General features: G+C 53.7%; 9 protein-coding genes and 1 pseudogene. 2 read left to right on the top strand and 8 right to left on the bottom strand.

All coding sequences use genetic code 11. The annotated features are described in order from the left end of the window. A partial coding sequence (locus AUR66_RS18160; protein ID WP_231727965.1) for a hypothetical protein occupies positions 1-370 on the top strand: 370 nt, incomplete at its 5' end. A gap of 123 nt (positions 371-493) precedes the next feature. Continuing rightward, positions 494-670, top strand: a pseudogene (locus AUR66_RS22945) (site-specific integrase); the annotation flags it as partial. 166 nt (positions 671-836) lie between these two features. Here AUR66_RS22945 and AUR66_RS22940 read toward each other — a convergent pair. The 8 genes from AUR66_RS22940 to AUR66_RS18120 form a co-directional block, all read right to left on the bottom strand. Beyond that, positions 837-2,195, bottom strand: a complete 1,359-nt coding sequence (locus AUR66_RS22940) for a thermonuclease family protein (protein ID WP_231727964.1) — start codon at positions 2,193-2,195, stop codon at positions 837-839. 1,152 nt (positions 2,196-3,347) lie between these two features. Next, positions 3,348-3,881 carry an Lrp/AsnC family transcriptional regulator gene (locus AUR66_RS18150; RefSeq protein ID WP_058573552.1) on the bottom strand — a complete coding sequence of 178 codons (534 nt, stop codon included), beginning with the start codon at positions 3,879-3,881 and terminating at the stop codon, positions 3,348-3,350. A 155-nt stretch (positions 3,882-4,036) separates the two neighbouring features. Continuing rightward, positions 4,037-5,152 carry a DUF917 domain-containing protein gene (locus tag AUR66_RS18145; protein WP_058573551.1) on the bottom strand — a complete coding sequence of 372 codons (1,116 nt, stop codon included), beginning with the start codon at positions 5,150-5,152 and terminating at the stop codon, positions 4,037-4,039. A gap of 2 nt (positions 5,153-5,154) precedes the next feature. Continuing rightward, on the bottom strand, positions 5,155-6,237 hold the full coding sequence (locus tag AUR66_RS18140; protein WP_058573550.1) for a DUF917 domain-containing protein: 1,083 nt from the start codon (positions 6,235-6,237) through the stop codon (positions 5,155-5,157). Next, on the bottom strand, positions 6,237-7,781 hold the full coding sequence (locus tag AUR66_RS18135; RefSeq protein ID WP_058573549.1) for a hydantoinase/oxoprolinase N-terminal domain-containing protein: 1,545 nt from the start codon (positions 7,779-7,781) through the stop codon (positions 6,237-6,239). The genes AUR66_RS18140 and AUR66_RS18135 overlap by 1 nt, the downstream gene beginning before the upstream one ends. Next, positions 7,774-8,865 carry a DUF917 domain-containing protein gene (locus tag AUR66_RS18130; RefSeq protein ID WP_082682278.1) on the bottom strand — a complete coding sequence of 364 codons (1,092 nt, stop codon included), beginning with the start codon at positions 8,863-8,865 and terminating at the stop codon, positions 7,774-7,776. The genes AUR66_RS18135 and AUR66_RS18130 overlap by 8 nt, the downstream gene beginning before the upstream one ends. A 5-nt stretch (positions 8,866-8,870) precedes the next feature. Continuing rightward, a complete protein-coding gene (locus tag AUR66_RS18125) occupies positions 8,871-9,950 on the bottom strand; it encodes an ABC transporter ATP-binding protein (protein ID WP_058573547.1) in 1,080 nt (359 codons plus the stop codon). Between the two features lies 1 nt (position 9,951). After that, a partial coding sequence (locus tag AUR66_RS18120; protein ID WP_157533224.1) for an ABC transporter ATP-binding protein occupies positions 9,952-10,573 on the bottom strand: 622 nt, incomplete at its 5' end.

Raw genomic sequence — 10,573 nt, 5'->3', positions numbered from 1 at the left:
AACACCAATAAAAACACATACTGAACAAAGTCCAACAACTACGACAGATAAATCTACTACTGGGCAACCAACTGCCATGAGCGCAACTCAAAATGGTGGTTTCATCCGGGCTGAAGCTGTAAATGCAACCCCAGAGAACACAACAGTATCAAATCTGAGCGAGATCGAGGATACGAGTGGTATAGTCACTCTGGCAGTGGAAACCGCCTCTGATGAAGGCTATTTTTATGAATCTCTCGACCAAGCTCGTCTTGATCAGGTAGCTGCTGATTTAGAGGACGTTCCAGAGTCTAAGGAAGACGCACCCCCAGCCAGATACGTCAGTTATCAAAATCAGACGGTTAAAATCACTATCCTTCAGTATGAGTGAGGCTCAACAAGGATGGCTCTGTTGAGACCCACATCGCTGACAGTTCGTTGAGACCCTGCTGAACTCACCCTCTGTATGTGTCACGCCCTTTCTGTCAAGGTCTGAGGGTTTCAACAGAGCCGGTACACCACATACCAGGACGCAGTTGGCGATATGCTCTCGCAGCTTGAGGGCGTCGCGGCCGACCAAGGAAGTTCCAGCGTTGAGGTCGTGATGTCAAACTATCTCTCCGAGGAGAGACGTCGCAAATTCCGGCGAAAAGCAATGAGAGAGAAGCTCGCGACTGTGTTCGAAAAGTAGACCTCTTGCTACACCAAATCGATACGGCCCTGCAAGTGTAGAAGTTGTATCTCGACGTTCTCAACCAGTGGCCTTCTATTTTCACTTGGTCGGTTGCTCCCACAACCGGCGAAGGTCTCGTCTTGGACGAGTGGAAGTAAGACGTTGGCAAGCTCAATTGGCGGACCTATGGAAGCGACTCACAGGCAATTCCGTCATTGTCCCTATCGAGCCCGTGGGGATCACCAGACGTAGATTCGAGTACTTGCTGTGCTTGGTCCTGCGTATCGAAGTGAGAACAGTCGTAATCACCATCTGCTGGGACTGGTGGGATGTCGCTGCTCGAACCATCACGTTCCTCATTCGAGGAGGTCTCTTCAGGTGTCGATGGAGCCTCAAAATCCCACAGACCCTTCGAGAGTGATTGAGCACGGTCCTCAGCTGACCGGAATTCGTTTCGCTGAGAGAACTCACTGTCGTACATTCGGGCGTAACCATCGGTGAGTAGACGTCTATTATAATTCTCGCTGTCAACATAGATGTAGACAAGCAACCGACCGAAGCTCCCGCGGCGGTCTGCTTGCTCGTCAACTACAATTCTGACTTGTTCGCCCTCGAGCTCGTCTACAGCGAATTCCGTTGCCTTCTCTCCCCAGTTATAGAGATGGTCGCGTCCAGCTGTCGTGTCAGGGATCCCCTCGAATTCGTCGGGAGATACTCGACTGAGGGTAGTTTCAGGAGTATCGACCCCAAGTAGACGGAGCGTGTCGACGTCGCCATTCGGGAATTGTGCCTCCATTGTGTCGCCATCGATAACACGCGTAATTGTCACCGTCCACTCAGTACCCTCAGAGGATCCCCTCGGGGTCGCTGTCGGGGTCGAAGTTGGCTCCGGTACAGGTGTCTGAGTCGCTGTCGCGGTCGGGGTTGGGTCCGGTGCAGGTGTCCGAGTCGCTGTCGGCCTCGAAGTTGGATCCGGTGCGGGAGTCTGAGTCGCTGTCACGGTCTCAGCTGGTAATGCTTCATCAGTGCTACTAGATCTTGTAGACGGATCCTGACCCGATGAGTCCGTCGACGTAACAGTCAAAGTGTGTGCTGGTGTCGCTGTGGCCTCAATTACCGGCTCTCCGGAATCTTGTCTTTCTACGGGAGGAGTTCCCTCATTCAGTGCTGAAGAACTGTTGGTTCCAGTTGCATCACTCCTACCAACATCACTAACGAGTCCAAGTGTGCCCCCAACCACCACCATCATCGCCATGAGAACAACGAATGCTGCTGTAGCAGAATAGACGAACATCGGTCCCGCTGATGAAATACCGTCCTCTGTAATACCAGGGAGATCTCGAAGCTGTGATTCGGAAAGAGAGTCCGCCATTCCTCGGTAGTTGTTCGCGACGCCAACGAGAACATATATTGGAGCAATCGAGAGAGTTAGCGGGAAGAAGAACAAGTAGAGACACCCGACGAGTAGATTCCGTCTCGTGTGACCTGCTTTCATTAACGGAATGTACGAGAGTATCGTTTTCTTGTTCCCACTAGAAGTCATGTCTATATACTATCTTGTCAAAGATTAACATTTGTGGGAAACATCTAGTTATAGTACATTATTTCACGAGTGTATTTCAGAAATCCCAATACATACGTCAAATTTCCATATCTGGCCAGGCCCTAAAGAAATTATTCCAGAGGGACAAGCAGTAAATTCCTCTTATCATCTGACATGACTCTAATATAGATATCGTGAGGTGCCCACGGGTAAGCGCTTGTGAGGTTGTAGTCAAGGGAGATGAGCGACTACGCACCCCCAAATTGCCACCACAGATCCACTGTATGTTGTTCAACGGCACTGCCGATTTCTTATCTACACTTGTGGATGAATTGATGTTGTTGTGATAGTCCATTGTAGTAAACGACCACGGGTCAGGTGACCCGTGGAACTCTCGCTGTTTCCTTTAGATTACAACCCTCAAGCACTCTACTCAACCACTTCCACCTCAAACGAGTGAAATATATCGGAGCTCCCCTCAAACAACCAGACAGTGACCTGGCGACATCATGTTGAACAGTCGAGACTTGTCTTTGCAATAGAACTCCTGACAACTGCGCAGTTCGCAACTCTCGCCGACGATCCGCCGTTGAGCCTCCTCTTCGACGACTCGTCGACGCTGTCTCAGAGGAGGTTTCGCTCCCCAAGAGCGATGTCCACCTCCACGACAAGACGGAGTCTCTCGCCAAATTGCTGCGCGATGGCCTCATCGACGACGTACTGAGCAACGCATGTAGGTAGAGGATAGGACGGGTCAGCGTGGCGGTATCCACTCGCCAGTTACTCCATTTTTCGGCGCTTATCGTCACCATCGTAGCTCCCCCAACTCGTACACATGTCGAGGAGTTCCTATTGTCTTCTCCGGATGGAAATGTGACGATGCGGATGGTCGCGAAGAGTTGGTACCGTGGGCGTGTCTCAGTAGCTTTGAGTGGCCGGTCAGAATTTGTATTCCCAAAGCACGTGACAGCGTGCGCAGGGTTGGCGTCGCAAACGGCTATATTTCTTTCTGTGAGTGGACTACTCTACCCTTCACCCACCGCGCTATATTCGCTTTCCCCAGGAGTGAGCAGCCAGAACTGATTGTCCGAATTTAAACCCCGATTATTCATGCGGTAGGCTCCCGATTGAGAACCAGTAGGTGAAGACAGATTATGGTCGGTCCAGCTCTTTGTCCCACGCTTTCCAAGTTTTCAACAACGGAATGATGGTGTAGTTGTTGACAATCTCTTCTCCATCGAAGAGGTCCCAGACGTACTCTTTGAGCGAGTTGAGATCTGTGTGCCACGCACTGAACATGAGGTCGTACTCCCCGAGACAAGAGCTCGTATTGTAGACGAGCCCTTCGTCTATCAATTTCGTGATGAATTGTTTTCTCACGTCTGATGAGACGTGCTGGTCAAAGGACACGAGAATTTGCGCATCTGCAAGGTCTGCTTCTTGAAGGACGATTACAGCGAGAATCTCCAGGACATCGCCTTCTTGAAGCTTCTCTCGCCGTCGACGGACTGCGGTTCGAGAGAGACCAACTCGTTCTGCGAGTTCGGTATCGGATATTCTGCCATTTGCGTTCAGTGCCCGAAAAATCTCGTAATCATGTTCGTCAAGATAATTTTCGAGTACTGCCTCCGGTGTATTCGGATCATGTGACTTCCCGTTGATAGATTCGAGGTCAGTATTTTCCATGTGTAATTATGTCCAGCCGACGATTTGAAACTATTGATGAATAAATTAACCAAAACGGAACGTAAGTTGTGCCATATTGGCTAATTTTCGTGTGGTGTGCTACGATGCCTATGGTATGAAGTGAATTCTCGTATTGTGGCTAGGGCTACCGGTAATTACCAGCCGGTTTCACCCCGTGGTAGTGGTTCATAGGCTAATTCGTATCCAAACGCCTCCGGTCCGATTACATCCAGAGCCTCTGGAGTTGTGAGGAGTTCAGGGGCAGGAACTCCGAGGACTCGAACCCGCTGACCGTATCTGAGTGCATCCGTCATAACAGGTGCACCCGTATCATTGTCGACAATGCAGATGAGGTCGGGGACCGTTGTAAGCACCTGATCATCGTCTGCTCGGGCGATGAGGAATTCATTTTGGAATTCGATCTCTAGACGTGAGTCGTCATCCAATCCCGAGAGTGTGACACTCCCCATTGCGAATCCATCCCTGTTACGGCGATGCACGTCAACGACTTTTCCTTCGAAAAGGTCTTTGCCACCAAGGAGTTCACGACCTGCCTTTACTGGGTCGTCACCTTGCTCACGTGCTCTTTCGACAGTCCGACCCAACTCAGTTGCGAGTGAGACGGTGTGTGGAATCGCGTACTGAGAAATAAATTCGCCAGTCATGAGCGGGAATGCGTAGCCTGACCTTCCGCCCATCTGTACGGTAATCGCACGAGCGAGGTCCTCAAGACGTTTCGCAGAGTCAATGTCTTTGTAGACGACTTGGTTTCCGCGCTCGTCAGTCGTTGCTGCGTAGTTCACGGGTGAGCCGTAGATGAAGAACGTGTCCATCTGGAGTTCAGGGAATGCTCTCCCCATGCCATCACCGTCGACGACTGGGAGGTCAGCCATCGCGGCGACACATAATGGTGCCATACTGTTTGCGCCACCAATCTCGCCTGGAATAATTGCGTCTACTGTCTCGCCGGAGAACGACTCAATAGCCCGGAGTGATTTGTAATCCTCGTCTCCTTTGGGGAACTTTTCGACGCTGATGGTCGGTGCACCCATCCCCCCAACACTCGCAACCGTTGCATCTGCCGGGAGGTCCTTCGGTGAAACTAGCTTGACCGAATCAGGATACTCTTCGTCTTCGAAGAGCGTCTGGAGACGGAGACGGCCGATGCGGGGATTTCCACCACCACCTGTGCCGAGAATTCCAGCACCAGTCCCGAGCGCTTCCAGGTCGTCGATAGTAATCTCTGCTAATTGTGGAATGTCGAAACTCATTATCAGCCCTCCAATGGTTTGTAGGTCGTCTCAAGGCCGAACGAATGTGGCCCCCAAACGTCAAGCGCCGCGGGTGTTCGCATTATCTCTGGAGTCTTGATGCCAAGGACACGAACCCGCGCCCCGTATCGAAGACTCTCAGTTGGTATCGGCCCACCAGTTTCGCGGTCGAGGACGGTGATGAGGTCCGGCACTGTTGCGACGTACTCTCCGTCAACTTGAGCACCAAGGTTCTCGTTTTGGAACTCGATGCGCATCGACGACCCTTCGTCTCGACCAAGGCCGTCCACATCGACGTGTCCGAACACAAATCCGTGTTCAGTTCGACGTTGGACATCGACGATTTTGCCTTCGAATAACGACTGTGCCTCGCCATAGATGGAAGACCGCGTTACGTCACGAATCGCGTCCATTGCATCATCTTCAGCAACCCTGAGTTCTCGCCCAAGATTGCGTGCGAGCGTCATCGTCCCCGGGATTGCAGTGTCTTTCACCTGCGTTCCAGTCATGGGGTAGTCAGAGACGTAGGCAACACCGCCCATCCTGACTGTGACTCCACGGGCGAGCCATTCGAGTTGCTCGTTATCTTCCGTCTCTATGAGGCATGTATTCCCTCGTTCATCGCTGACCGCAGCAGGAGTTCCACTGACGCCGTAGATGTTGAACGTCTCGTGGTGAAGCTCGGGGAACGCGCGGCCCATCCCATCAGCGTCAACGACGGGAAGTCCACGTCGAGCTGCGACTGCAAACGGGAACGTCGAATTGATGCCACCACATTCGATTGGCATCGTTGCATCGACTTCCTGGTCAAGCTCGCGTTCGATACGTTCGAGTGAGTCAACTGCTTCCTGACCACTCGGGAGCTTCTCGACAGAGACGGTTGGTGCACCCATCTGTGCTGTCGGGACCACGAAAGCGTCGTCGGATAGTTCGTCGGGGTGGACGAGTTCGACGGGACCAAACTCCTCAATCGCTTGTTTTGCGACGAGTTTCCCGACGTGGGGGTCCCCACCGCCACCGGTACCAAGGACTGTCGCCCCGAGTGCGATGTCTTCGATCTCCTCGACACCAATTTCCACTGTCATCAGTGGTCGAGCGCTCCTGCAGCTTTCACTTTGATTCGCACCGCGTTGCCGGGGAGGTACGAGAGCGGGACTTCTTCGACGTCGACAATGTCGACACTGTCTTCGTCGGCGCCTGCGGCGAGGGCGTTGTCCGTTGCTTCGTCTTTCGCACTCTGAATCGCTTCTTCACGGCTCATCTCGTCAAGACTGTAGATGCGGTCAACTTCACCCGACACCTGTGCAATGGCGACACCGACGGCGTTCGCAACTTCGTAGTGGTCGGGTTTGTAGACCTCGCTGGCACCCTCGATCTCGTCAGGCACGAGGATACTCCCACCGCCAACGATGACGACTGGGACCGGTTCGGCGCTCGTTTTCATCCGATCAACTTCACGCTCGACGCGTTCTCTGACGTATTCGCGGGCTGCTTCGACGGTTGACTGATCGACGTCTGGTGTCTCAGGTCCGATATCGATGGTCCCCGCTGCCACTTCTAAGTCGGTCGCAGTGAGAACGTCTCCCCCGAAACACTTGGCCTTCTCAGTCAGTTTGTACCCGACACTCTGTGGACCAACAGTGACCTCGCCTTCAGTATCGACGATGGAGCCCCCACCGATGCCAATCGCGATGATGTCCGGCATTCTGAAGTTGGTCTTCACCTCACCAATCTCCACAGCAACGCTACTTTCACGTGGGAATCCTTCGGTGACCGCACCGACGTCGGTTGTCGTACCACCTACGTCGACGATGATTCCGTTTTCGACCTCGGAAAGGTATGCTGCACCACGTACTGAATTGGATGGTCCGCTTGCAACCGTGAAGATTGGGTAGCGGATGGCGTAGTCAACGCTCATCAGTGTCCCGTCGTTCTGTCCGAAGTAGAGGTTCGCATCGATTCCACGCTCGTCCATTGCGTCGACGAACGCAGTCGCGGCTTCTTCAGCGACGTTTGTGAGGGCTGCGTTGAGTGCTGTCGCGTTTTCACGTTCGAGCAAGCCAACGCTCCCGATTTCGTTTGAGACCGAGATGGGAACGTCGTCTCCGATTTCCTCCCGAATTATCTCAGTGACGCGTTTCTCGTGGTCGTCTCGGACTGGTGAGAAGACACTCGTCACAGCAAAGGCATCGACGTCTGCGAACTCACGGACCTGCTCACGAATCTCTTCTTCATCGATATTGTTGAGAGTCCGTCCATCGAACTCGTGACCACCATCGAGGATGGCGACGTTATTCCCGATTGCATCGGCCAAGTCGTCTGGCCACTCTAATAGCGGACGAATACTCTGAGTTGCTGGTGCACCAATTCGGATAACACCCACCTCATTGAGTCCACGACGTTCAGTAATTGCATTGGTCGCGTGTGTCGTCCCGAGCATCACGTACTCGAGCTCTTCTTCGCTCACTCCGCTGTCGTCGAGGACGACATCGAGAGCGTTCAAGATACCCGTAGTAATGTCTTCTGTCGTTGGTGTCTTCGTCTTTGCAAGCAGGTCGTCATCACTGTTCATTACGACCGCGTCCGTGTTCGTACCGCCAACGTCGATTCCGATTCTGTAGTCAGTCATTGATTTGATTTTGGAGAGTTTCGATTGGTTCGTAGTCGATACTGTAATTGAAGTATTCAGGGCCGACGAGGTCCAGTCCCTCATCAGTCCGCCACTTTGGCGAACACGGCATACCGATGACTCGAACGCGATGGCCGTAGGCCAGGCGCTCTGTCGTGATTGGGTCGCCTGTTTCTGAGTCGAGAACAGTAATCAGGTCAGGTGTACTCGCAAGGACTCCGTTCTCAGAGTCACGAGCAACAAGGTGCTCGTTCTGGAAATTCAACGTGAGTTGGCGGCCGTCGCAGTCGGCCAATCCCTCGAGGGTTGCTTCGCCCACTGCGAATCCGCCTTCGGTCCGACGCTGGACGTCGACGATTTTGCCCTCAAATAATTCGTACCCGTCGGTCAGGTCGAGGACAGCCTCAACTGGGTCTTGTGAACGGTCCTTTGCGGTCCGGATTGATTCACCGATGTCGTGTGCAAGAGACATCGAATCGAGAATGGCGTGTTCACGAACCTCCGCTCCAGAAAGAGCGTAGGTTCCGATCATACACGCGCCACCCATCTCGATACTCGTTACGCGGGCGAACGCCTCGGCGTACTCGTTGTCGACCGTGTCCACAAACAACGAATTGCCTTTTTCATCGGCGATACTCATCGGGGTTGCACTGATTCCACCCATCGTGAGCGTCACCATCTGCACTTCTGGGAACGCTCGTCCCATTCCGTCAGCGTCGACGAGGGGAAGGTCGAGTGCCGCAGCAACGGCAATTGGAACAGTACTGTTCAACCCGCCCGCTTCGATACTCATCGTCGCGTACGCTTCTTGACCGAGGTGTGTCTCTAAGGACTCGAACGCTGCGAGGGCTTCCGTCCCTCGAGGAATCTTTTCGACCATCACCGTGGGTGCTCCAAGCATCGCGCTCGGAATGACGAGAGCATCGTCTGGGACCTCACGAGGGTCGATAAGCTCGACTGGGCCGTGTTCTTCGATGGCCTGTTCAGCCATCAGCTTCCCGATATATGGGTCGCCACCGCCGCCCGTCCCAAGGACGGTTGCACCGGTGGCGAAGTCGTCGATATTGTCTGTCGTGATTTTCATCGTAGTCATTGCTCTCCGTCTCGTTCTGCGTGCTTCGCGGCGAGTCTTCCACCGTCCGTAATGGCCTCAACAGCCACTTCTGGAACCTCATCGAACTCGTCTCGGTAACTCTCGTCGTAGATGTGGCACCGGACGCTCGGCCCCGAATCGACAGTAGAGAACGTTGGCTCTTCGGCCGAACATGCATCTGTCGAGTACGGACAGCGTGTGTGGAACCGACACCCGGACGGGACGTCTCGTGGACTCGGTATCTCGCCACGGAGCGGTTCATGCCGTGGCTTGTATGCCTCTTCTTCTTCTGTTGTAACTGGAATTGCCGAGAGAAGTGCCCGAGAGTACGGGTGTCTCGGTCGGTGGAATACTTCCTCTGTCAATCCTCGCTCTTGAATCTCACCGAGGTACATCACTGCGGTCTCATCGGCGAAATTACGGACCAGAGAGAGGTCGTGCGTAATGAAGAGGTAGGTTAGATTGAACTCCTCTTGGAGGTCCTCGAGAAGTGCGATGATTTTCGCTTGGACACTCACGTCGAGGGCACTCGTTGGCTCGTCGAGCAACAACAGGTCTGGCTCGACAGCAAGCGCACGAGCGATGTTGACGCGCTGTTTCTGTCCACCTGAGAGCTCGTGAGGGTACTTATTCCAGTACTCGTCGTTCAGTTCGACTCGTTCGAGTAGGTCGATTACCTGGTCACGGCGTTTAGACTTCGGAACACCACGTGCCTTCAGCGGGACCGCGAGTGACTTCCCAATCGTCCGTCGTGGGTTCAGACTCGACGTCGGGTCTTGGAACACCATTTGGATCCGGGACCGAAGCTGAGCCAATTGCTCGTCGGTCGCATTCGTGATGTCCTCACCGTCGAACTCTACGGATCCATCAGTGGCGCTATGAAGCCCAATAATGGTCCGCGCGACGGTACTCTTTCCACTTCCAGACTCGCCGATGAGTGCGAGTGTCTGGCCACGTTCGATGTCGAAGGAGACTCCGTCGACAGCCTTCACGTGGTCTGTCGTTCGTTTGATGATGCCTCCCTTCACTGGGAAATACTTCTTGAGGCCATCAACTGCGAGGAGTGGGTCACTCATGTTAGTCGTCCCCCGTGAGACGGTCCGACCGTCGAGTCATGTGACTACGAGTCTCTTCGACAGTTGGTTGGTCAGACGAGGCGGCATCTTCGTCGTAGAGAATACACTCGACACCGGTTTGAGTGGCTCTTTGGAGCATCTCTGGTCGGCCCTGCTCACACTCAGTAGTTGCATATGGACACCGAGGAGCGAACCGGCACCCTTGCGGTGGGTCGAGATATTCGGGAATCGAACCGTCGATTCCTTCTGCCATTTCGCCACCGGTCAAGCGCGGAATCGACGCAATGAGCCCCTGCGTGTAGGGATGCTTTGGATTCTCGAACAACTCCTCAGTCGGCGCCGTCTCGACGATGCGACCGCCGTACATCACGTAAACGCGGTCGCTCACTTGTCTCGCAACACCGAGGTTGTGTGTGATCATCAGGACACTAAGGTCGTGTTCTTCGATGAGGTCTTTGAGCAGGTCGAGAATCTGGTCGTGGATAGTCACGTCTAGCGCAGTCCCGATTTCGTCTGCTATCAAGAGGTCAGGCTCGTTCAATAGCGCTTGTGCGATGAGTGCTCGTTGACGCATCCCTCCCGACAGCTGGGATGGGTACGAGTCCATGATGTTTTCTGGGTCT

Origin of the sequence: Haloferax profundi (genome assembly GCF_001469865.1) — an archaeon.
GTDB lineage: Archaea > Halobacteriota > Halobacteria > Halobacteriales > Haloferacaceae > Haloferax > Haloferax profundi.
Note: the sequence above shows the minus strand (reverse complement) of the source record. Positions and strands in the feature narration are given on the sequence as shown.

Bases quoted from the DNA above. Each gene is read 5' to 3' on its own strand.
- AUR66_RS22940 (WP_231727964.1), bottom strand. From the start codon at position 2,195: ATGACTTCTAGTGGGAACAAGAAAACGATACTCTCGTACATTCCGTTA.
- AUR66_RS18150 (WP_058573552.1), bottom strand. From the start codon at position 3,881: ATGGAAAATACTGACCTCGAATCTATCAACGGGAAGTCACATGATCCG.
- AUR66_RS18145 (WP_058573551.1), bottom strand. From the start codon at position 5,152: ATGAGTTTCGACATTCCACAATTAGCAGAGATTACTATCGACGACCTG.
- AUR66_RS18140 (WP_058573550.1), bottom strand. From the start codon at position 6,237: ATGACAGTGGAAATTGGTGTCGAGGAGATCGAAGACATCGCACTCGGG.
- AUR66_RS18135 (WP_058573549.1), bottom strand. From the start codon at position 7,781: ATGACTGACTACAGAATCGGAATCGACGTTGGCGGTACGAACACGGAC.
- AUR66_RS18130 (WP_082682278.1), bottom strand. From the start codon at position 8,865: ATGAAAATCACGACAGACAATATCGACGACTTCGCCACCGGTGCAACC.
- AUR66_RS18125 (WP_058573547.1), bottom strand. From the start codon at position 9,950: ATGAGTGACCCACTCCTCGCAGTTGATGGCCTCAAGAAGTATTTCCCA.